The following is a 21,746-nucleotide window of genomic DNA, read 5'->3' on the forward strand; positions in this document are numbered from 1 at the left end:
GGCTGGTGCAGCGCCTGCTGCGCCTCGACGTGGAAGGCGCGGCCGATCTCTTCGATGCGGTCTTCCCGGCGGTGGAACCGGCGGGAGCCTCACTGGACTTCGCCGAACCGCCCACGCCACGCCACGGCGGCTATGGCCGTGAACATGCCGAGATCACGGAACCCCTGCGCGAGCTTTTCGCCATGGTGCGCGAGGTCAGCGCTGTCGTGACGCTGGAATGCGACGCCTTCGGGTGAGATGAAGCCCGGCTCCGGCCTTGCCTTCCATGGCTGGCCCCTGAGCCACGAAGCGCAGCGCCGGTATCAGCCCGGCAGCAGATGTGCTTCCCCAAGGATGCGAAGCGAGACCTCGTCACCCGCCCGCGGCACCCGGAAGGGCGAAGCGCGCAGGGTGATGACGGTCCCGTCGGTTTTCAGGCGCAGCCACAGGCTGCTCCGGCTGCCGCCGAACGCCGTCTGTTCCACCACGGCCATGCCGGCGCCCGGTGCCGCGGGTTCCAGCTCGATCTGCTCCTCGCGCAGCATGACGGTCGCGTCGCCCGGGCGGGCGCCGGGATGGACGCGCAGTGTTCCCAGCGGGCAGAGGGCCTCGCCACCGGTGCAGCGGGCCGGCAGCAGGATGGCCGGGCCCAGGAAGCGGGCGACCGCGGCGTCGCGGGGGCGAAGATACACGTCCTCTGGCGTTCCCGCCTGGAGAAGCCGGCCCTCACGCATCACCACCACCTGATCGGCGAAAGAAAGCGCCTCGGCCTGATCATGGGTCACGAGGATGGTGGTGATGCCCTCGGCGCGCAGCAAATCGGCCACTGCCTGACGGGTGCTGGCGCGCAGTCCGGTGTCGAGGGCGGAGAACGGCTCGTCCAGCAGCATCAGCCTCGGACGGCGTGCCAGGGCGCGGGCGAGCGCCACGCGCTGCTGCTGCCCACCCGAGAGCGTGTCCGGCCAACGGCGCAGCAGGGCGGCGTCCAGCCCGACCATGGTGGCGAGGCCGGCGATGCGCTCCGCGCGCCGGTCCTCCTGCCGGGGAATGCCGAAGCCGATATTGTCGGACACGGTGAGATGGGGGAACAGCGCGCCTTCCTGCGCCACCAACCCGATGTTGCGCAAATGCGCCGGCACACTGGCCGGGCCGTCGGCCAGTACCGCGCCGTCCAGCGCGATCCGCCCGCGATCGGGTGCCTCGAAGCCTACGATGAGGCGCAGCAGCGTGGTCTTGCCGCTGCCCGAGGGGCCCAGGATGGCGGTGCGGCCGCCACGTGCGACGTTCAGGCTGAGATCGTCCAGGGCCGTCACGGCGCCATAGCGCCGGGTCACGCGATCCAGCGTCAGGATGCTCATCAGCCGGCGGTGCGGCGCGACTGGCGGTGCAGGAGCCAGGTCAGTGGAGAGGAGAGGAAGATCATCAGGAGGGCGTAAGGCGCCGCGGCGGCGTAGTCGATCTCGCCGCTGTAGGACCAGAAGGCCATGGCCAGGGTCTGGGTGCCGTTGGGAGCCAGCATCTGGGTGGCGGTCAGCTCGTTGGTGATGCCCAGGGAGACCATGGCCATCGCGGCGGCCACGCCGGGCGCGGCGAGCCGCAGCGTCGTGGCACAGAGCGCCCGGGCCGGGCTTCGGCCCAGGACCAGCGCCGCCTGCTCCAGTTCCACCGGGGCCTGGGCGAGGCTTGCGCGCAGGCCGATGATGGCGCGCGGCAGGAACATCAGCGCATAGGCCAGCATGATGGTGAACAGCGTCTGGTAGAGCGGCTGCACCACGCGGATGGCGATGGTCACGAGCGCCAGGGCGATGACGACGCCCGGCAGCGCGCCGCTGACGAAGTTGGCCCCTTCCAGCGCCCGCTGCATCTTCCCGGGGCGGCGGATGGAGAGCCAGGCCATGGGAAAGGCTGACAGTGTCGCCAGCGCCGCGCCCCCGGCCGCCAGCAGCAGCGTCTGCGCCAGGGCCGGGCCTATCTCACCCCAACGCCAGATCGTCGCGCCGCCCGCCGCCAGCCAGCGTCCGAGCGTTATGGCTGGGACGCCGAGGGACAGCGCGGCCACCGCCAGGGGCAGCAGCAGGCAGGGCAGCGTCCAGGCGCCCAGGCGGGCGCGGCGCGGGTGCCGCGCCGCGCCGGAGCCGAGGCGGGCATAGCGGGCCCGGCCACGCAGCACGGCCTCCAGCCACAGGAGGCCAAGGCAGCAGGCCACCAGGACCAGCGCCAGCATCGAGGCTGCGGGGCCGTTGAAGCTGGACTGGAACTGATCGATGATCGCGGTGGTGAAGGTGTCGAACCGGATCATGGCGAAGAGGCCGTACTCGGCCAGAAGGTGAAGTCCGACGAGCAGCGCGCCGCCGCACAGCGCCAGGCGCATCTGCGGCAGGACGACGCGGCGGAAGACGCGCGCGGGCGGCTCTCCCAGCGCGGCGGCGGCGTCCTCCAGTGCCGGGTCCAGGCGGCGCATGGCGGCCGCGACCGGAAGATACAGGAAGGGGAAATAGGCGATGACCGAGACCAGGACCCCCGCTGCCAGCCCGTGCAGCCAGGGCACCAGCGTCACCCAGGCATAGCTCTGCACGAAGGCGGGCACGGCCAGCGGCGCCACCGCGGCCCAGGACCAGAGACGCGCCCCGGGCAGGTCGCTGCGTTCCGTCAGCCAGGCCAGCGCCAGGGCCAGGACGCCGCAGAGCGGCACCGAGAGCAGCACCAGCAGCAGGGTGTTGACCAGGAGGTCGCCGACACGCGGACGGAACAGCAGGGCGGCGGTGGTGGACCAGCCAGCCTGCACCGTGGCCCACAGCACAAAGCCAAGCGGCAACAGGGCCAGTAGCGTGACCGACAGCGCCGCCGCAGAAAGCAGCGGCGTCGCCGGGCGCAGCACCGGGGAGCGGAGAGCGGGACGGATCGCAGCCGCCCCCTCCAGCGATGTGGACAAGGGCCTAGAGCAGGCCGGCCTGCGTCATGAGGCTGGTGACAGCCTTGCTGTTCAGCGTGGAGGGTTCCACCGCCGGAGCCTGCAGCTCGGCCAGGGGCACGAGCTTCGGGTTGGAGGCTTGGCCCTTGCCCACCGCATACTCAAAGGAATCGCCGGTGCGCAGGATGCCCTGCCCCTTCGGGCTGGTCACCCAACGGATGAAGGACTGCGCGGCCTCCGGCTTCTTGCTGGAGGCTAGCACGCCACCGCCGGAAATGCTGACGAAGGCGCCCGGATCCTGGTGGCGGAAGTAATGCAGCTTGACGTTGCTGCTGTTCTCGCCAGTGCGGGCCTGATCGCCGAAATAGTAGTAGTGGTAGATGACGGCGCCTTCGATCTCACCGGCATTCACCGCCTTCAGGCAGGTGCTGTTGCCGCGATAGGCGGTGAAGTTCTGCTTCATGCCCTTCAGCCAGGCCAGGGTTGCGGCTTCGCCCTTCAGTTGCAGCATGGCGCCGACGATGGCCTGGAAGTCCGCGCCGCTCGGCGATGCGGCCCAGCGGCCCTTCCAGGCAGGGGCGGCCAGATCCATGATGGAGGCAGGCAACTGCGCTTCGGTCAGCTTGCGGGTGTCGTAGGCGAAGACCGTGCTGCGGGCGGCCACGCCGATCCAGCGGCCATTGGAAGGCTGGAAGCCGGCGGGGACCTGGGCCAGCGTCTCCTTCGCAAGCGGCGCGAACAGCCCCGCCCCGTCCACCAACGCCATGGCGGGGGAGTTCTCCGTCAGGAAGACGTCTGCCGGGGAAGCCGCTCCTTCCTGCACGATCTGGTTGCCCAGTTCTACGTCGCCGCCGTTCCGGATGGTGACGGCAATGCCGGTATCGGCCGTGAAGCCCTCGACCCACTCCTTGGCGAGGCTGGCATGCTGTGCGTTGTACAGGAGGATCGACTGGTCCTGCGCCCTGGCACGGCCCAACCCGAGCATGGGAACTGCGAGCACGGTGGCGGCGAGGGTACGGCGAGTGACCGGCATGGGACGGGTTCCAGTGGGAAGATCCGTCCGATTTATCGAAGCACTCTCTGCCAGCGTCAAGAATTTGCTCTTCATACTTATTCGCAATTTACTCCGTCCGGACACCCGGCGGATGCACGCAGCCGGGCAAAGGCCGGAACCGGCACAAGCCCGGGACGGAAATGGCCTCACGCTGCTCGCCAGGGCCGCTCCCCCGGCCTCCAGCACCACACCGGATCGGCGGTGAAGGGCGCATCACTTCCCCGGCTGTTCCAGCCATTCCCGGGCCGCCCGGTCTGCGCCGGAGGGCAGAGGCGCCTCCGGATGGGCGATCCAGGCCAGGATATCGCCGGCGACCACGGCCCTTTCCCGGTCGCGCAGCAGCATGTGGTAGCCCTGGGCATAGTAGGCGAGCCGCTGGGAAGGTCCGTCCGGCATGCGGCGCAGGGCGGCGCGCACCGGATCGGCCCGCACGATCTGGTCATGGGCGCCATAGAGGATCAGCGCCGGGGCGCGGAACTCCGGCGCCGCCTTCACCGCCGCATCCATCAGGTTGACCAGGCCATAGAGCGTGTCCACCCGGACCTCCTTGTAGGTGCGCGGATCGTCGCGCCATCCGGCCGCGGCCTCGGGGTTGTCGGTCGGGGTGATGCCCGGGGCCGAGTTGCGGAAGCCGACCTTGGGGATGGTATGGGCGGCGAATTCCAGCAGGCCGCGCATCCAGCCGGGCATCTCCGAACGACCCCAGAGGGCGGGGGCCACCAGGATATAGCCATCCGCCACGGGCGGGTCTTTCGAGGCAGCAGCGGCCACGGCGACCGCGCCGCCCATGCTTTCCCCCAGGATATAGAGCGGCACACCGGGATAGCGTTGCCGCAGCAGCCGGGAGGCGGCGGTGAGATCGGCCTTCAGGGTTTCGGCGCCAGGCCAGAGCGGCCAGTTCGGCGCCTCGCCGAACCCCCGCTGGTCATAGGCGTAGAGGGCCACGTCCCCGGCGGTCAGCAGCGGCGCCGCCATGCGGAAGGCGTTCCGGGCGGTATCGCCGAAGCCATGGACCGCCAGGATCACCGCATGCGGCGGGGCATCCGGCAGCCAGGCATGCAGCGGCAGCCTCGCCCCATCGGCCATGATCAGGCTGTCGGCGGCCAGTTCCGGCGGGGCCAGCGCCGGCCCGGCAGGAATCACCACCGGCGTGCAGGCCGCCAGCAACAGGGCGCAGAGAAGAAAGGCCGGCTTCCAGGGCCGCAGGCGCCCATTGCCGGGACGCCAGCCCCGCAGCCGATCCCGGGAACACCAGTTCCGGGGCGGAGCCCTGGAAGGCGACGGCCGGGGCCGTTCAGCCGTGGTGCCAGACCACATCCTCCGGCTCGGGCTCGTTCGGGTCGCAGCGCAGCCATTCACCGTTCATCAGTGACCGGCCGGTCATCGCCAGGATGAAGCCCCAGTGGCTGACCACCACCGTATGCGCCCAGTCGTCCCGCAGCATCATGTCCAGGCGGAACTGCATCGCCCGGGCGGCGATGGCCTCCGGCGGCTCCTCCTCCTGGGGCCACCAGACCTCGTCGATCCGGGTGAAGTCGTGATGCGGCCAAGCGGTCGAGAGCCGGCTGCAGGGCGAGCCGACATCGCAGGACAGGGCATAGCGCTCCCGCACCAGCGGGGTGATCAGCACCGGCAGGCCCAGCTTCTCCGCCAGGGGCGCGGCGGTCTGCAGGGCGCGGGTATAGGGGCTGGCCAGGATGCGGCGGATATCCTCCCTCGCCAGCACATCCGCCGCCGCGCGGGCCTGTTCCTGGCCCAGGGGCGTCAGGCGCGGGTCCGGGATGCCGGGATCGATCTTCGTGGCCGTGTAGTGGAGGTTGAACTCGCTCTGGCCATGACGCAGCAGGATCATGCCGGCAAATTGGCGACAGGCTGGGTTTCCGGCAATGGGCTTCGCGGGCCCCGCGGGCCGGGCCACAAAAAAAGCCGCGGGGGATCGGCGGCGGAGGGCGCCGCCGGGGGTGAACGGCGTTGCGTTAACGGGCGTTCATCCCCATTTTCCCCTTTCAGAAAGAGGAGACCACGATGCAGGGCGGCTTCCCCATCGACCTGATCCTGTTCGCGATGGTCGCGGCCTTCCTTGTGCTGCGTCTTCGCTCCGTGCTCGGCCGGCGCACCGGCTTCGAACGGCCACCCGAGGCGCGCCCGGCCCCCGGCTACCCGCCCCGGGTGATCGAGGGTGAGGCCAGCGAGGCGGTGCCCGTGCCGCCCACGCCGCAGCGCCACGCCGTGCCCGATGCTCAGGGCCCCGTCGGCCAGACCCTGGCCAGCATCCAGGGGGTCGATCCCTCCTTCTCCGTCCAGAACTTCCTGGGCGGGGCGGAAACGGCCTTCCGCATGATCGTCGAGGCCTTCGCCCGCGGCGACCGCGACACGCTGCGCAGCCTGCTCGGCCCGGAAACCTTTGCCGGCTTCGAGGGCGCCATCAAGGCGCGCGAGGATGCGGGCGAGACGCAGCGCACCGAGATCCGGCATATCCACGAGGTCACCGTGGAGGGTGCGGAACTGCGCGGCTCCGTGGCCGATGTCACCGTCCGCTTCGTGTCGGATCAGGTGAACATGACCCTGGCTGCCGATGGCAAGCCTGTCACGGGCACCGACAGCGTCACGGAACTGAAGGATCTCTGGACCTTCCAGCGCGACCTGAAGAGCGGCGACCCGACCTGGCGGCTGGTGGATACCCGCTCCGTCTGAACAGCTTCCTTCCGGCCCTGGACCGGGCGGGCGTTACCCGCCCGCCTCTGCCGGTCTGGGCCCATGTCGCCTGTCGGGCAGAGTGGACTGTCCTTCCTGGCCATGCCACCCACGCGCGCATGGCCTCCTTCCCGGCCTGTTCTTCCACTCCTGGCGTTGCGGGGTGAGCCAGGGCCAAGTCCCTTGTTGCGGCAGGATTTTTTGGGCGCTTCGGCTCTGGCCTCCGTGATGTGCACTTCCCTGGAGCCATTTCGCCGGGCCTGCTGAGCAGAAAAACCTTGATGATTTTTGTTTTCTGTTTCTAAAAAACGATCCGACTTGCCCTATCAGAGACCGATTTCTGCTCAGAGGTCCGGAAGAACAGGCTGCCGCATGATGCTTCCCCCGCCAAATCCCTGCCAAAAGCCGACGATCTGGCACCGGGGCCGCATCCGTGGCCTCTCCGCCCTGGCCCTGCTGGCCGGGGGTGTGTTCCTGGCACCGGCGGGCGGTTCCCCCGCCCTGGCTGCCGAACGTTCCACCGCACGGACACAGCAGGATGTCCTGCCCGCGCTGCGGCAGGCCCGGACGCGCCTGCCGGCCCTGGAAGCGGCGCTCGGCCGCTCCGGCACTGCGCAGGGGCCCGGGCCGCGCGGCATGGTACAGCGGCGGATGGAGAAGCAGCGGCAACTCGCCCGCGATGAGGCCCGGGCACGCGGCGTTGCCCTACCGGCAGCGAAGCTGGCCGGGGCCGGCGTTGCCGGGGGGCTGCTGGCCGGCACCGCCCGCCCGGCCCTGTGGAGCGAGTTGCCCGGCTGGGAAAGCGACACGGTGAGCGAGGCGATGCCGGCCGTGCTGGCCTCCTGCCGTGCCGTCAACGCCGGTTCGCCCGATGCCTGGCGCCGTTCCTGTGATGCGTTGTCCCAGGCCTGGCGCAACCTGCCGTCCGTGCCGGCCCGCGCCAGCGGTGCCCGGCTGCGCGAGGCGCGGCAGTTGCGCGATGACCGCCTCCGCGATGCGCTGGAGGCGAATTTCACTCCCACCCCGGTCGGGGAGGGGCTGCTGACAGGCTATTACGAGCCGGTGCTGCGCGGCTCGCGCATGCGGGTAGGCGATTTCCAGACGCCCCTGCTCGCGCCGCCTTCCGAGCATGTGCAACTCGGCCAGGGCGACGGCCAGCGCCCCCTGCACGGCCAGATGCTGGATGGCAGGTTGCAGCCGCTGCCGGACCGCGCCGCCATCCAGAACGGCGCGCTGGACGGGCGCGGGCTGGAACTGGTCTGGGTGGACGATCCGGTGGAGGCCTTCTTCCTGCAGATCCAGGGCTCGGGCCGTGTGGTGCTCCCGGACGGTAAGATGCTGCGCCTCGGCTATGCCGGGCAGAACGGCCAGCCCTACCGCTCCATCGGCCGCTCCCTGATCAATCGGGGCGATGTCACGCCGGAGAACATGTCCGCCGACGCCATCCGCCGCTGGATGACCAAGGTGGGCTATGACCGCACCGCCGCGCTGATGGCGGAGAACCCGTCCTACATCTTCTTCCGCATCAACCAGGGCCTGCGCCCCGACCAGGGGCCGCCCGGCGCCATGGGCATCCCGCTGACGCCGGAACGCTCCATCGCCGTCGATCCCTCGGTGGTGCCGCTGGGAGCGCCGGTCTTCGTGGCGGGGGGCGGCATCCGCCGCCTCGTCGCCGCCCAGGACACGGGCGGGGCCATCCGCGGCCCGGGGCGGGGCGACCTGTTCCGGGGCTGGGGGCCGGAAGCCGGCAAGTGCGCGGGCAACCTGCGCGAGCCGGTGCGGATGTGGGTGCTGATGCCCCGGGCGAATGCCCTGGTGGCGGATGGGAGCCGCTGAGCGGCGGGTTCCTCCAGGGGTGGGGAGTTATTCCCCGCCCAGCATGCTGCCGCCGACGGTGCGGGACTGCCCCCGGAAGGTGGCGACCACCTGCTCCTGCTCATCCACCACCAGGACATCATAGATTCCGCTGCGTCCAGCCTCGGCGACGCGCCGGGCGCGGGCGGTCAGCACCGTGCCCGCCGTGACGGGGCGGATGTAGTGGATGGTGCAGGACTGGCCGACCGTGATGCGGTCGAAGCTGTTGCAGGCGCAGGCGAAAGCGGAATCCGCCAGGGTGAAGATGAAGCCGCCATGGCAGTTCTGGTGGCCGTTCAGCATATGCGGCGCGACCTGCATCGACAGTTCCGCCTCGCCCGGCCCCACCCGCGTCAGGCGCATGCCGAGGCCGTTCGTGGCCGGATCGCGTTCCAGCATGGCGGCGACGCATCGCTCCGCCAGTTGCTGCGCCGCGTTCCGCGTTTCCGTCTCCATTCCTGATTCTCCCGCCCGTTTTCACCGGCCGCCCGGTCAGGGATAGTCTGCGCGCCGGTCCGGTGCGGGACAAGACGGCCACCATCCGGCCGGTTCCGCGCCCGCCCCGCCATGGCTATGCAGGAGCCGATGTCCTCTCCCTTCCTCGAACCGATCCTGCGCCACCTGAACAGCGAGCCATCGCGCACCTGGTCGGTGGTCATCACCTTCTACGGCGACGCCATCCTGCCGCGCGGCGGGTCCGTGGGGCTGCAGACCCTGGCGGAGGTCCTGGGCGGGCTGGGGGTCAACGACGCCGCCGTGCGGGCCGCCGTGTCGCGCCTCGCCGCCGATGGCTGGCTGGAACGGCGGCGGCTGGGGCGGAACAGCTTCTACCGGCTCGCGGAGAAGGGAGCGGGGACCTTCGCCGAGGCGGCACGGCGCATCTATGGCCCGCACGAGACCCGGCCGGAGGAGGACCGGCTGCGGCTGCTTCTCCTGCCGCCGGAGATGGCGCGGGAGCCGGCGCGCGAGGCGCTGCGGGCGGCTGGCTACGGCGCCGCGCTGCCGGATCTCTGGCTGGCGCCCTGGGAGCGGGCCATTCCCGCCGAAGCCCGCTCCGCGATCACGCTGGAGACGCGGGCCGGGGCGGCGGAGGCAAGGCGACTGGCCGCCCTGGCCTGGGACCTGGAGGGCATCGCCAGCGGCTACCGGCGTTTCCTGGAGCCCTTCGGCGAGGTTTCGCGCCGCATGCCGGAGGATGGCCTTCCGGGGCTGGAGGCGCTGGTGGCGCGGCTGCTGCTGATCCACGAGTATCGCCGCGTGGTGCTGCGCGATCCGTTCCTGCCGCGCGGCATGCTGCCGGCGGGCTGGCCGGGCAAAGCGGCGCGGCGGATCTGCGCCGATCTCTATGCGCGGCTCCTGCCCGCTTCCGAAGCCTGGCTCGATGCCCATGCGGTGGATGAGGACGGGCCGCTGCCCGCGCCGGGGCCGGAGCTCTGGCGGCGCTTTCGCGATGACGTGTGACGGATAATTCTTGAACACAGAAATTCTGTCACATATAATCCTCCCAACGAAGGACGTCAGGGAGGCCGGCCATGTACACGCAGGCGCTCAACCAGAAGGATGAGCCGCGCGACATCCCCATGCTGGAGGATGCCGAGGCGGCCGCGCGGTTCCAGGCGCGCGTCGATGCCGAGGAACGCATCGAGCCCAACGACTGGATGCCGGCGGCCTATCGCAAGACGCTGATCCGCCAGATTTCCCAGCATGCGCATTCCGAGATCGTGGGCATGCTGCCGGAAGGCAACTGGATCACCCGCGCCCCCTCGCTGCGCCGCAAGGCCGCGCTGCTGGCCAAGGTTCAGGACGAATGCGGCCACGGCCTCTACCTCTATGCCGCCGCCGAGACGCTGGGCGTGACGCGGGAGGAACTGACCGACCAGCTCCTCTCCGGCAAGGCCAAGTATTCCTCGATCTTCAACTACCCGACGCTCACCTGGGCGGATATCGGCGCCATCGGCTGGCTGGTGGATGGCGCGGCGATCATGAATCAGATCCCCCTCTGCCGCTGCTCCTATGGCCCCTATGCCCGCGCCATGATCCGCGTCTGCAAGGAGGAGAGTTTCCACCAGCGCCAGGGCTACGAGATCATGCTGACGCTGTGCCGGGGCTCGGAGGAGCAGAAGGCGATGGCGCAGGACGCGCTGAACCGCTGGTGGTGGCCCTGCCTGATGATGTTCGGCCCGCCCGATGCGGCCAGCCAGCATTCCGACCAGTCCACGCGCTGGAAGATCAAGCGCTTCTCCAATGACGAGCTGCGCCAGCGCTTCGTCGATGCCACGGTGCCGCAGGCGCGGTATCTCGGCCTGACCATCCCCGATCCGGAACTGCGCTTCGTGCCGCCGCCGGCGGATGCCCCTGAAGGCACGCCGGGGCACTGGCATTACGGCGCGATCGACTGGGCGGAGTTCAGGCAGGTCCTGGCCGGCAACGGCCCCTGCAACCGCGAACGCCTGGCCGCGCGCAACAAGGCGCATCGCGAGGGCGCCTGGGTGCGGGAGGCAGCGCTGGCCCACGCGGCCAGGCGCAACGCACGCCGCGCCGCGGCGGCCTGAGCGGGAGAGGAACCGATGTCCAAGGAACAGGCCACTCCTCTCTGGGAGGTCTTCATCCGCAGCCGCAACGGGCTGTCGCACAAGCATGTCGGCTCCCTGCACGCGGCGGATGCCACGCTGGCGCTGCAGGCGGCGCGCGACGTCTATACGCGGCGGGGGGAGGGGCTCTCGATCTGGGTCGTGCCCTCCAGTGCCATCACCGCCTCCGACCCCTCGGAGAAGGGGATGATGTTCGAGCCCACCGCCTCCAAGATCTACCGGCACCCGACCTTCTACGAGGTGCCGGACGAAGTCGGGCATATGTGACGCGGCGGGGGAGGGAGGCAACACATGGCCACGAGCTCGATCCGCGTGCGCGAGACGCCGCCGGTGCTGCATGCCCTGCGCCGGGCGGATGACGCGCTGGTCCTGGGCCATCGCCTGTCGGAATGGTGCGGCCATGCGCCGATGCCGGAAGAGGACATGGCACTGGCCAATATCGCCCTCGACCTGATCGGGCAGGCGCGCTCGCTCTACGCCCATGCGGCGGAGCTGGGCGGTGAGGGGCATGGCGAGGATGGCTTCGCCTATCTGCGGGAATCCGGCCAGTACCGGAACCTGCTTCTGGTGGAGCAGCCGAACGGCGATTTCGCGCAGACCATCCTGCGGCAGTTCCTCTATTCCGCCTTCGCCGACCCTTATTGGCGCGCGATGACGCGCTCCGCCGATCCCACCCTCGCCGCCATCGCCGCGAAGTCGGAGAAGGAGAGCGCCTATCACCTGCGCCACAGCGCGGAATGGGTGATCCGCCTGGGCGACGGCACGGAGGAAAGCCATGCCCGTGCCGCCGGGGCGCTGGCGCTGCTCTGGCCCTATACAGGTGAGATGTTCGAGGCCGATGCGGCCGAGCACGAACTGATCGGGGCGGGCGTGGCGGTGGACCCGGCCACGCTGCGCGAGACCTGGCTGGCGACGGTGCGGGAGGTGCTGGAACAGGCGACGCTGCCGATGCCCGACCCTTCGGCCTGGATGCAGAGTGGCGGCCGCAGCGGGCGGCACAGCGAGCATCTGGGGCACCTGCTCGCGGAGATGCAGCACCTCCAGCGCACCTATCCGGGCGCCGTGTGGTGAGTCCCGTGGAAACGCTGCGCGATCGCGCCCTGCGGGCCGCGGCGGAGGTGGTGGACCCGGAGATTCCTGTCCTCACCATCGCCGATCTGGGCGTGCTGCGCGATGTGCGGGAGGTGGATGGCGCGGTGGAGGTGCTGATCACCCCCACCTATTCCGGCTGCCCGGCGATGAACATGATCGCGCTGGAGGTGGAGATGGCGCTGGAGCGCGCCGGCATCCCGCTCGCCCGCGTGCGCACCGTGCTGTCCCCCGCCTGGACCACGGACTGGATGACGGAGGAAGGGCGGCGGAAGCTGCGCGACTACGGCATCGCGCCGCCTTCCCGGACCGGCGGGCGGCGTGCCCTGTTCGGCGAGGAGGCGGTCGCCTGCCCGCGATGCGGTTCCGCGCGCACGGAGCGGATCGCGGAGTTCGGCTCCACCTCCTGCAAGGCGCTGTGGCGCTGCCTCGCCTGCCGCGAGCCCTTCGACCATTTCCGCTGCCACTGAGGGACGCCTCCCCATGTCGAGCAATCCGTCCGGCTCCCTGCCGCGCTTCCACAGCCTCCGCGTCGCGGATCTGCGGCGGGAAACGCCGGATGCCGTCTCCATCGCCTTCGAGGTGCCGGAGGCGCTGAAGCCGCTCTATGGCTTCAGGCCGGGGCAGTACCTGACACTGCGGCGGGATTTCGAGGGCGAGGAGGTCCGCCGCTCCTATTCCATCTGCTCCGGCCCCGATGACGGGGAGCTGCGCATCGCCGTGAAGCGCGTGGAGGGCGGCAGCTTCTCCGGCTGGTGCAACACGGCGCTGCGCGCGGGCGATGCGCTGGAGGTGATGGTGCCGACCGGCCGCTTCGGCATCGCGCCGAAGCCGGAGGAAGCGCGGCTGCATCTTGGCTTCGCGGCGGGGTCGGGCATCACGCCGATCCTCTCGATCATCCGCTTCCTCCTGGCGCGGGAGCCGAAGAGCCGCTTCTTCCTTTTCTACGGCAACCGCACCGCCGCCGACATGCTGTTCCGCGAGGCGCTGGAAGAGCTGAAGGACCGTTTCCTCGAACGCTTCTCCGTCTTCCATGTGCTGTCGCAGGAGGAGCAGGACCTGCCCATCCTGAACGGGCGGCTGGATGGGGAGAAGGTGCGCCTGCTGCTGCGCCACATCGTGCCGGTGGGGGAGGTGGATCATGCCTTCCTCTGCGGCCCCGCCGGGATGAGCGAGGAGGTCGCCGCCACGCTGCGCGAGCTCGGCCTTCCGGAGGAGCGCCTGCATGTGGAGCGCTTCGTGTCCGTCTTCGACGGCCGCCCGCGCCGCGCGGTGGCGCCGAAGCCCGCCCCGGATGCGCCGCCCGCGCACACCGCCGCGCTGATCGTCGATGGCAAGCGGCGCGAGGTGCCCGTGGCTGCGGGCGAGGCCGTGCTGGACGCGGCGCTGCGGGCGGGGATGGACCTGCCCTATGCCTGCAAGGGCGGGATGTGCAGCACCTGCCGTGCCCGGGTGGTGGAGGGCAAGGTGGAGATGGAGGTCAACTACTCGCTGGAACCCTGGGAGATCGAGGCGGGCTATGTGCTGACCTGCCAGGCGCGCCCCACCACCCCGCGCGTGGTCATCGACTACGACCAGATGTGACGAGTTCCGGCACGGCCATCTTGCCGGGCATCCCATGGGGCGCCCCATCCAGCACCAGGCCGACCGCGAGGCGGGCATAGTCCTCCCGCCCCAGCGGGCCATCCGGGCGGAACCACATGTAGTTCCAGTTCAGCATGCCGAAGAGCGACATGGTGAGCGGCTTGAGCAGCAGCCGGTTGCCGGCGAGGTCGGGCCGCGCCGCCAGCAGCGCCTCGGCGAAGACGGCGACGAGGCGCCGCTCCAGAGCCACCAGCCCACGCTTCTTCTCCTCCGGCAGGAGGCGCAACTGCCCGATCTGTACCTGATGCGCCGCATCCGCCCCGGCATAGGCGCCGAGCAGCGCCACGGCGAGATCCTCCAGATAGCGGCGCGGCGGCCCCCCCGGCTGCGGCGAGACGGCCTCCACCACCTCCACCAGCTCCTCCAGATGGAAGCGGATGATGTCGTGCAGCAGCTCCAGCTTGTCGCGGTAGTAGTGGTAGAGCAGCGCCTTCGACACCCCGCAGGCCTGCGCGATCATGCTGGTCGAGGCGCGGTCATAGCCGTGCTCGGCGAACAGCTGCGCGGAACGGTCGAGGATCGCACGCCGCTTGTCGTCATGGTCGGATGCGCGCGGGCGGCTCATCGGCAAATCTCGCTGCGGATCGGGACGGAGGCTGGAATCCGGCCTGCGCCAGGGCCTGTCAAGTTTCCGGCAGGCGGGAGGGCTGCCTCCTTTCCGAGTGGGCCGCGCTGAAGGTGTCGGCCGTCGCCGGAGGGCATGGCCCTCCGGCACGAACCCCGCCGCCACGCGTCCTGGAAAACGGAAGGTGGGGGCCGGGGAGGCACCGTCTCCCCGGCGGAGGGGGAGCCGGGGGGAGGCAAGGCCTTCCTCCGGGAGTTGCCGCGAAAGCGCATGCCTAGCCCCGCCGGTCGATCACGCGGCGGATCTTGCCGATGGAGCGTTCCAGCGTGCCGGGCTGTTCCACCACGACACGGGTGGTGATGCCGATCGTGTTCTTGATCAGGTGAACGACTTCCTCGGCCTCTCGCGCCATGCCGTCGCCGTCCCAGAAGCCGCCCTGGCATTCCACATGCACCACCATCTGGTCGAGGCGCCCCTCGCGCGTCAGGTGGATCTGGAAATGCCCGCTGCACCAGTTCCGGGTGAGCAGGATCTCCTCGATCTGCGAGGGGAAGACGTTGACGCCGCGCAGGATGATCATGTCGTCGCTGCGGCCGGTGATCTTCTCCATCCGCCGCATGCCGGGCCGCGCCGTGCCGGGAAGGAGGCGCGTCAGGTCCCGGGTGCGGTAGCGGATGACGGGCATGCCCTCCTTGGTCAGGGTGGTGAAGACCAGTTCGCCCTTCTCGCCGTCCGGCAGCACCTCGCCGGTGCGCGGGTCGATCACCTCGGGGAGGAAATGGTCCTCCCAGATATGCAGCCCGTCCTTGGTCTCGGCGCATTCCTGCGCCACGCCGGGGCCCATGACCTCGGACAGGCCGTAGATGTCCACCGCCTGCATGTCGAAGGCCTGCTCGATCTGCTGGCGCATCGCATTGGTCCAGGGCTCGGCGCCGAAGATGCCGATCTTCAGCGAGCTCTGCCGCGGGTCGAGGCCCCGGCGCTGGAACTCGTCCAGCAGCGCCAGCATGTAGCTGGGCGTCACCATGATGATCTCGGGCCGGAAGTCGTTGATGAGCTGCACCTGCCGTTCGGTCATGCCGCCGGAAATGGGCACGACAGTGCAGCCGAGCCGTTCGCCCCCGGCATGGGCACCGAGCCCGCCGGTGAAGAGCCCATAGCCATAGGCGTTGTGCAGCATCATCCCCGGCCGCCCGCCGGCGGCGTGGATGGAACGCGCCATGAGGTCCGCCCAGCGGTCCAGGTCGCCCTGGGTGTAGCCGACCACGATGGGCTTGCCCGTGGTGCCGGAGGAGCCGTGCAGGCGCGCGATCCGGTCCCGTGGCACGGCCAGCATGCCGAAGGGATAGGTGTCGCGCAGGTCGGTCTTCACCGTGAAGGGGAATTTCGCGAGGTCCGGCAGGTCGCGGAAGTCGCGCGGATGCACCCCGGCGGCGTCGAACTTCGCGCGGTAGAAGGGGACGTTCTCATAGACATGGTGCAGTGTCCGCGCGAGGCGTTCGCGCTGAAGGGCCTGGATCTCGGCGCGGCTGGCGCCCTCCACCTCGTGCAGGAAGGGGCCGGTGGCGGTGCCGGATGGTGCGGCGAGGGTGGCGCTCATGGTTTCCGTTCCTCCAGGGGGCCTCTGGGCCTGCGATCCACGATCCCGGCGCTTCCGCCTTCCGTGGCCGCGGGCCGGATGGGCCCATTCTCGCGAAAGCCTTAGTCGGCGCGGCCGGTGAAGCGCGGCGGGCGCTTCTCCAGGAAGGCACGCACGCCCTCGGCATAATCCGGCGTGCGCCCGGCCTGGCGTTGCAGATCCCGCTCCAGGTCGAGCTGGTCGTCGAGCGTGTTGGTGGCGGAGGCATTCAGTGCCCGCTTCACCAGGGCCAGGCCCTGGGTCGGCTGGGTGGCCAGCCGGGCCGCCAGGGCCTCAGCCTCCGGCATCAGCGCCTCGTCCGGAAGGGCACGCCAGATCATGCCCCAGGCCTCGGCCTGCCGCGCCTCCACGGGTTCGGCCAGCAGCATCAGCGCGCGGGCGCGTGCCTCCCCCACCAGGCGCGGCAGGGTATGGGTGCCGCCGGAATCCGGGATCAGCCCGATGCGGGCGAAGGCCTGGATGAATTTCGCCGAATGCGCCGCCAGCACGATGTCGCAGGCCAGAGCGAGATTGGCCCCGGCGCCCGCCGCCACGCCGTTGACGGCGCAGACCACCGGCTTCGGCATGTCACGCAGCCGGCGCACCAGCGGGTTGTAGAGGCGTTCCAGCGTGTCGCCGAGATCGGGCGGCCCGTCCCCGCCCCGCCGGTCCCCGAGATCCTGCCCGGCGCAGAAACCGCGCCCGGCGCCGGTGAGCAGCACGGCGCGGCAGTCCGGATCGGCGGCGGCCTCCTCCAGCGACGCGGCCAGGGCGGCGTGCAGTTCCTCGTTGAAGGCGTTGAGCTTGTCCGGGCGGTGGAGGATGATCTTCCGCCAGCCGTCCGGCCGCTCGACCCGCACTGTGTCGCTCATCTCCGCCTCCCTCTCCTGGCCCGGGCTTATGCCGCCCGTGGCCGATGCGCGACGGCATGATTGACCGTCTGGACGGTCGATTAACGTCCCAGCGATCCGCCCCTGTCAATGACAGATCGCTGCCTTATGGCGCAGGCGATGTGCGGCGCAGCACGGGGGGGCCGAACCTGCCGGCAGGAAGAGCTTGCATTGACCGTCCAGACGGTCAAATAATTCCGCCGCCTCCATGCAAGGAGGGAAGGGCTCCCCGCTCCGGAGCAACGGGGCGCGCCCAGGGGAAGGAAACACCGCCGATGCCGTCCATCCTCCGCAGCTATGCCCAGGACCGCTGGATCGCCCCTTCCGGCCCGGGCAGCGAGATCCGAAGCGCCGTCGATGGCCGGGTGATCGCCACCGCCTCCAGCGCGGGGCTGGATTTCGCCGCCATGGCCCGCCATGCGCGGGAGGCCGGCGGCCCCGCCCTGCGCCGCTTCAACTTCCATGAACGGGCGGAGATGCTGAAGCGCCTCGCCACCTTCCTGGGTGACCGCAAGGAGGCGCTTTACGATCTCTCCTTCGACACGGGCGCGACACGGCGCGACAGCCTGATCGACATCGATGGCGGCATCGGCACGCTCTTCGCCTATGCCTCGCGCGGCCGCCGCGAACTGCCGGCGGGCCGTTTCGTGGTGGAAGGAGAGGTCGAAAGGCTCTCGCGCAACGGCAGCTTCGCCGGGCTGCACATCCTCTCGCCGCTGCAGGGCGTGGCGGTGCATGTGAACGCCTTCAACTTTCCCTGCTGGGGCATGCTGGAAAAGCTGGCGCCCGCGATCCTGGCCGGCATGCCGGTGATCACCAAGCCGGCCACCGCCACGGCCTATGTCGCCCATGCGGTGGCGGAGGCGATCGTGGAATCCGGTATCCTGCCGCCCGGCGCCTTCCAGTTCATCGCCGGCGGCACGGGCGACCTGCTGGACCATCTGACAGGGCAGGACCTGCTGTCCTTCACCGGCTCCGCCGCCACCTCGGTGAAGCTGCGCGACAATCCGGCCGTGTCGCGCAACGCGGTGCGCTTCGTGGCGGAGCGGGATTCGCTGAACGCCGCCATCCTCGGCCCGGATGCGGTGCCGGAGACGCCGGAGTTCGACCTCTTCGTGAAGGAGGTGGTGCGCGAGATGACGGCCAAGGCCGGGCAGAAATGCACCGCCATCCGCCGCATCCTGGTGCCGCGCGCACAGGTCGCGGCGGTGGCGGAGGCGCTGTCCGCGCGGCTCGGCAAGGTCACGGTCGGCGATCCGCGGCGCGACGACGTGCGCATGGGGCCGCTCGCCAGCCTGGACCAGCGCCGCGACGTGCGCGCGGCGGTGGCGCGCCTCCGCCGCGAGGCCACGATCCTCTTCGGCGATCCGGAGCATTGCGACGTGCTGGGCGGTGACGCGGAGAAGGGCGCCTTCATGGCCCCGGTGCTGCTCCATTGCGAGAACCCGGTGCGGGCCGAACTGGTCCATGCGCTGGAAGCCTTCGGCCCGGTGGCGACGCTGATGCCCTATGACGGGGTGGAGGAGGCGGTTGCCCTGGCGCGGCGCGGCGAGGGCAGCCTGGTGGCCTCGGCCTTCTCCTACGACCCTGTGGCGACGGCGGAGCTGGTGGCGGGCCTCGCCCCCTATCACGGCCGCCTCTTCCTGCTCGACCGTGACAGTGCGGCGGAATCCACCGGCCATGGCTCGCCCCTGCCGGCCCTGGTGCATGGCGGGCCGGGCCGGGCCGGCGGTGGCGAGGAGATGGGTGGGTTGCGCGGTGTCTTCCACCACATGCAGCGCACCGCGCTCCAGGCCTCGCCCGCCAAGCTCGCCGCGCTGGGCGAGAGCTGGATCAAGGGGGCGCCCACGCGCCGCCCGGACAATCATCCCTTCCGCCTGGATTACGACGCCCTCTCGGTCGGTGACACGGTGGAAACCGGCGCGCGCATCATCACGCTGGAGGATATCGAGCACTTCGCCCGCTTCACCGGCGACCACTTCTACGCGCATATGGACGAGGCGGCGGCGAAGGCGAATCCTTTCTTCCCCGGCCGCGTCGCGCATGGCTACCTGATCCTGAGCTTCGCCGCCGGGCTCTTCGTCGATCCCGCGCCTGGGCCGCTCCTCGCCAATTACGGGCTGGACCGGCTGCGCTTCCTCAAGCCCGTCTCACCAGGGGATTCGATCCGCGTGCGCCTGACCGTGCAGCGGAAAAATCCCGCACGGAAGCCGGAATATGGCGAGGTGCGCTGGGATGTGGAGGTCTTCAACCAGGATGACGAGACGGTGGCGCGCTACGAACTGCTGACCATGAGTGCACGCAAGCCGTGATGCGAACGGTGGCTTGCTGCTGCCGTGGCTTGATCCGGAAACGTCCGGTGTCGCTCTCCGTGGCCCGGAGGGAAGGCTCCGCCTTCGCCCCCGTACCCCCCATCCGCCAGGACCCTGCGGGCCCTGGTCCCGGTTCGTTGGAGCGGGCTGATACCGGATCGCGCCGGAGAACATAGATATCCGGCGACTGCGGGCGCCACCAGCGCGGAGGAGGTGTTTTCTTTGTTCGGAAGCTCCACCGATCCACCTGCGCCCGGGGATCGGCTCGCAGGCTGACGGTCACCACCGGCACCAACGAAAGCCCGGGGTCCGGGGACCGGCTTCGGTCCCCGGCGGAGCGGGTGTGGGAGAGGCAGCGCCTCTCCCACCGGGCCAACCACCAGCGCGGCGCTACTGCCGCGTCCAGCGGATATCCGACGACAGGCGGCCGCCGTCGATGTGGCGGGAAAGGGTATGCAACCGGATATAGGGGGAGCTGCGGAACTCCGGATCGTTGAACCCGATCCGGCGCAGGCCCTCGATCAGTCCGGAGATCGCCTCATCCAGCGTCACCTGCGGCTGGTGCTGCGGCGCCAGCTCCCGGAACAGGCTGAAATCCACGCGGTAGGAACGGCGGTCGGGTGGGGCGTCGGTGTTGATGCTTACCTGGGTGCCGGGAAGCTGAGCCGCCACTTCCTGCGCCAGGTCGCGCACCTGGTAGTTCCACTGCTCGCTGCCGGCATTCACCACCAGGAACTGGCCGCCATCTTCCGGCTTGCGGGTGGCGGCCCATTCGATGGCACGCGCCATGTCCTGCACATGGATCAGCGGGCGCCAGGGCGAGCCGTCGCTCAGCACGGTGATCCGGCCGGAGGTCAGGGCACAGGCCACGAAGTCGTTCAGCACGAGGTCGAGGCGCAGCCGGTCCGACATGCCGCAGGCGGTGGCGAAGCGCAGGCAGGTGATGGTCATGTCGCCCGCGTCGAACTGGCGCAGCCCATCCTCCGTGCCCACCTTGGAACGCGCATAGGCGGTCAGCGGGTCGGTGTTGTCGCCCTCCCGCTTCGCCCCGTCGGAGGCCGCGCCATAGACGCTGCAGGAGGAAGCGAAGACGAAGTGCTTCACCCCGGCATCGCGGGCGAGCTCCGCCATCTTCAGGCTGGCGCGGTAGTTGATGGCCTCGGTGGGCGCCTCGAAATTCTTGCCCATCGGGTCGTTGGACAGGGCGGAAAGATGCACCACCGCATCCACGCCCTTCAGCAGGATGGCGGGGAAGGCCCGCACATCGCCGAAATGCTGCGTGTCCAGCAGCACCTCCGGCACGGCGTCGGGCGTGGTCAGGCAATGCGCGAAGAGGCCGCTGTCGAAGCCGATGAGCTCGGCCTGCGGGAAGCGCTGTCGCAAATGCCGGACCAAGACGGGGCCGACATAGCCCATGTTGCCGGTGATCAGAACGCGCATCCTGGTCCTTGTCCCTGTTGGAAGCTGCCATGCCCCGCGCGGCGGGGCGTCATGGAAACCGGGCCGGGCAGCACGGGCCGGGTCTCCTCCGTTGAAAGCCTTGTCCGTCTCATGCCCGCCGCGCGGCACCGAAACGGCGCAGGTGCCGCACGCCCGGCAGGGCGGTCAGCACGAGGTGATAGAGGGTCTTCGGCAGGTCCTGCCGCCAGGCATAGTGCCCGGACAGGAGAACACGCACCGCGTCGCGCCGGCGGTGGCCCAGGGCGTGCTCCAGCACCGCCTGGGGCGCGACGTCCCGCCAGAGCCGGTCACGGGCCTGGGCTTCGGCGGGCGACAGGTCGCGCAGGCCGGAGAGATAGTCGTAGAGCCGGGCCACGACATCGCCGCTCATACCATCCTCCCGCCGCGCCGGGAGGCGGTGGAGGCTGGTCGGCCGGCCGATGAAGGCGAAGGCATGGCCGCGATAGGCCACGGCCAGCCGGATGCCGAAATCCGTGTCGCCCGCCAGCCCGACCTCGGACACGTCGCGGTAGGCGATCTGGCGTGCGACATCACTGCGGATCAGGACGCCGTCGCGGGGGATCTGCCGCCACAGGGCGCAGACCAGCAGGTCATAGCGGATCCCGGTCTCGGCGGCGATCCGCCGGTGGCGCCCGTTGTGGCGCGCCGTATCCTCGGCAGAGAATTCCCCGGAGGCCAGGATGCAGTGCTGGATGCCATAGGCGGCGATCACATCGGGGTTGGAGCGGTAGGCGGCGTCCAGCGCCGTGATGGCGCCGGGGAGGAGCGCGTGGTCGTCCTGCAGGATGACCAGCCTTTCGCCCCGTGCGCGGTCGATCAGCCGGTTCAGGCTGCCGCTGGCGTCGGAGGCGGGTGGGTTGTGCCAGTGGCGGAGGGTGATACCCGCCGGCAGCGGTAGGGCGCGCAGCAGCCTGCCCACCTCGTCACCCGGCGAACTGTCGCAGACATCGATCTCCAGGGGCCGGTGATCCTGCTCCAGGCAGGAATTCAGCGCCTGCAGCAGCGAAGTCCGGCCGCAGGCCGGGATGCCGATGGTGATGAGACCGCTCATGTCCTGCGTCCGCGCCTCACGTCCCGCCCTTCC

The 21,746-nt window shown here is 70.2% G+C and carries 21 protein-coding genes; 10 read left to right on the forward strand and 11 right to left on the reverse strand.

The window, feature by feature from the left end; all coding sequences use genetic code 11:
- Positions 1–5 precede the first annotated feature (5 nt).
- Positions 6–236 (forward strand): hypothetical protein, encoded by a 231-nt coding sequence (locus MVG78_RS05590; protein ID WP_247558939.1) that lies wholly within the window; start codon positions 6–8, stop codon positions 234–236.
- Positions 237–302: 66 nt separating this feature from the next.
- On the opposite strand, the gene MVG78_RS05595 is transcribed toward MVG78_RS05590, so the two are convergent.
- The 5 genes from MVG78_RS05595 to MVG78_RS05615 form a co-directional block, all read right to left on the reverse strand.
- Positions 303–1,337 carry an ABC transporter ATP-binding protein gene (locus MVG78_RS05595; protein ID WP_247558940.1) on the reverse strand — a complete coding sequence of 345 codons (1,035 nt, stop codon included), beginning with the start codon at positions 1,335–1,337 and terminating at the stop codon, positions 303–305.
- Entirely contained in the window at positions 1,337–2,911 is a 1,575-nt protein-coding gene (locus MVG78_RS05600; RefSeq protein ID WP_247558941.1) for an ABC transporter permease, read from the reverse strand. Before MVG78_RS05600 ends, MVG78_RS05595 begins: the two co-directional genes overlap by 1 nt.
- Before the next feature lie 4 nt (positions 2,912–2,915).
- The gene (locus MVG78_RS05605; RefSeq protein WP_247558942.1) at positions 2,916–3,923 is read right to left on the reverse strand and encodes an iron ABC transporter substrate-binding protein; all 1,008 of its coding nucleotides are present in this window, start codon (positions 3,921–3,923) and stop codon (positions 2,916–2,918) included.
- 234 nt (positions 3,924–4,157) lie between these two features.
- Positions 4,158–5,090 carry an alpha/beta fold hydrolase gene (locus MVG78_RS05610; protein WP_247558943.1) on the reverse strand — a complete coding sequence of 311 codons (933 nt, stop codon included), beginning with the start codon at positions 5,088–5,090 and terminating at the stop codon, positions 4,158–4,160.
- A gap of 148 nt (positions 5,091–5,238) precedes the next feature.
- The gene (locus tag MVG78_RS05615; RefSeq protein WP_247558944.1) at positions 5,239–5,796 is read right to left on the reverse strand and encodes a histidine phosphatase family protein; all 558 of its coding nucleotides are present in this window, start codon (positions 5,794–5,796) and stop codon (positions 5,239–5,241) included.
- Positions 5,797–5,969: 173 nt separating this feature from the next.
- Between MVG78_RS05615 and MVG78_RS05620 the strand changes: the two genes are divergently transcribed.
- Together MVG78_RS05620 and mltA are read left to right on the forward strand one after the other, a co-directional pair.
- On the forward strand, positions 5,970–6,638 hold the full coding sequence (locus tag MVG78_RS05620) for a Tim44/TimA family putative adaptor protein (RefSeq protein ID WP_247558945.1): 669 nt from the start codon (positions 5,970–5,972) through the stop codon (positions 6,636–6,638).
- A gap of 372 nt (positions 6,639–7,010) precedes the next feature.
- On the forward strand, positions 7,011–8,474 hold the full coding sequence (gene mltA, locus MVG78_RS21490) for a murein transglycosylase A (RefSeq protein WP_282615054.1): 1,464 nt from the start codon (positions 7,011–7,013) through the stop codon (positions 8,472–8,474).
- 27 nt (positions 8,475–8,501) lie between these two features.
- Here mltA and paaI read toward each other — a convergent pair whose 3' ends face one another.
- Positions 8,502–8,948, reverse strand: a complete 447-nt coding sequence (gene paaI, locus MVG78_RS05635) for a hydroxyphenylacetyl-CoA thioesterase PaaI (protein ID WP_247558946.1) — start codon at positions 8,946–8,948, stop codon at positions 8,502–8,504.
- Between the two features lie 129 nt (positions 8,949–9,077).
- On the opposite strand from paaI, the gene MVG78_RS05640 reads away from it, so the two are divergent.
- The 6 genes from MVG78_RS05640 to paaE all read left to right on the forward strand — a co-directional run bounded on the left by MVG78_RS05640 (position 9,078) and on the right by paaE (position 13,756).
- Positions 9,078–9,953, forward strand: a complete 876-nt coding sequence (locus tag MVG78_RS05640) for a PaaX family transcriptional regulator C-terminal domain-containing protein (protein WP_247558947.1) — start codon at positions 9,078–9,080, stop codon at positions 9,951–9,953.
- Positions 9,954–10,024: 71 nt separating this feature from the next.
- Positions 10,025–11,044: a 1,2-phenylacetyl-CoA epoxidase subunit PaaA gene (gene paaA, locus MVG78_RS05645; RefSeq protein ID WP_247558948.1), complete on the forward strand. Its 1,020-nt coding sequence runs from the start codon at positions 10,025–10,027 to the stop codon at positions 11,042–11,044.
- Positions 11,045–11,059: 15 nt separating this feature from the next.
- Positions 11,060–11,350, forward strand: coding sequence for a 1,2-phenylacetyl-CoA epoxidase subunit PaaB (gene paaB, locus MVG78_RS05650; protein WP_247558949.1), 291 nt, complete (start codon positions 11,060–11,062; stop codon positions 11,348–11,350).
- Between the two features lie 24 nt (positions 11,351–11,374).
- Complete coding sequence (gene paaC / locus MVG78_RS05655; RefSeq protein ID WP_247558950.1) at positions 11,375–12,154, forward strand: 1,2-phenylacetyl-CoA epoxidase subunit PaaC; 780 nt, start codon at positions 11,375–11,377, stop codon at positions 12,152–12,154.
- The gene (gene paaD, locus MVG78_RS05660; RefSeq protein WP_428480757.1) at positions 12,151–12,642 is read left to right on the forward strand and encodes a 1,2-phenylacetyl-CoA epoxidase subunit PaaD; all 492 of its coding nucleotides are present in this window, start codon (positions 12,151–12,153) and stop codon (positions 12,640–12,642) included. Before paaC ends, paaD begins: the two co-directional genes overlap by 4 nt.
- Positions 12,643–12,655: 13 nt before the next feature.
- Entirely contained in the window at positions 12,656–13,756 is a 1,101-nt protein-coding gene (gene paaE / locus MVG78_RS05665; protein ID WP_247558952.1) for a 1,2-phenylacetyl-CoA epoxidase subunit PaaE, read from the forward strand.
- Here paaE and MVG78_RS05670 read toward each other — a convergent pair.
- The 3 genes from MVG78_RS05670 to paaG form a co-directional block, all read right to left on the reverse strand.
- Positions 13,734–14,381 (reverse strand): TetR/AcrR family transcriptional regulator, encoded by a 648-nt coding sequence (locus MVG78_RS05670; RefSeq protein ID WP_247558953.1) that lies wholly within the window; start codon positions 14,379–14,381, stop codon positions 13,734–13,736. The two genes, paaE and MVG78_RS05670, sit on opposite strands and share 23 nt — an antisense overlap.
- A 274-nt stretch (positions 14,382–14,655) precedes the next feature.
- Positions 14,656–15,981 carry a phenylacetate--CoA ligase PaaK gene (gene paaK / locus MVG78_RS05675; protein ID WP_247558954.1) on the reverse strand — a complete coding sequence of 442 codons (1,326 nt, stop codon included), beginning with the start codon at positions 15,979–15,981 and terminating at the stop codon, positions 14,656–14,658.
- 101 nt (positions 15,982–16,082) lie between these two features.
- On the reverse strand, positions 16,083–16,871 hold the full coding sequence (paaG, locus tag MVG78_RS05680) for a 2-(1,2-epoxy-1,2-dihydrophenyl)acetyl-CoA isomerase PaaG (RefSeq protein WP_247558956.1): 789 nt from the start codon (positions 16,869–16,871) through the stop codon (positions 16,083–16,085).
- Between the two features lie 293 nt (positions 16,872–17,164).
- Here paaG and paaZ point away from each other — a divergent pair, with 293 nt between their 5' ends.
- Entirely contained in the window at positions 17,165–19,201 is a 2,037-nt protein-coding gene (gene paaZ / locus MVG78_RS05685; RefSeq protein WP_247558957.1) for a phenylacetic acid degradation bifunctional protein PaaZ, read from the forward strand.
- A gap of 390 nt (positions 19,202–19,591) precedes the next feature.
- On the opposite strand, the gene MVG78_RS05690 is transcribed toward paaZ, so the two are convergent.
- Together MVG78_RS05690 and MVG78_RS05695 are read right to left on the reverse strand one after the other, a co-directional pair.
- Positions 19,592–20,641 (reverse strand): NAD-dependent epimerase/dehydratase family protein, encoded by a 1,050-nt coding sequence (locus tag MVG78_RS05690; RefSeq protein ID WP_247558959.1) that lies wholly within the window; start codon positions 20,639–20,641, stop codon positions 19,592–19,594.
- A gap of 109 nt (positions 20,642–20,750) precedes the next feature.
- Positions 20,751–21,713, reverse strand: coding sequence for a glycosyltransferase family A protein (locus MVG78_RS05695; RefSeq protein WP_247558961.1), 963 nt, complete (start codon positions 21,711–21,713; stop codon positions 20,751–20,753).
- Positions 21,714–21,746: the final 33 nt, after the last annotated feature.

The sequence above is a fragment of the Roseomonas gilardii subsp. gilardii genome, from assembly GCF_023078375.1.
GTDB classification, from domain to species: Bacteria; Pseudomonadota; Alphaproteobacteria; order Acetobacterales; family Acetobacteraceae; genus Roseomonas; species Roseomonas gilardii.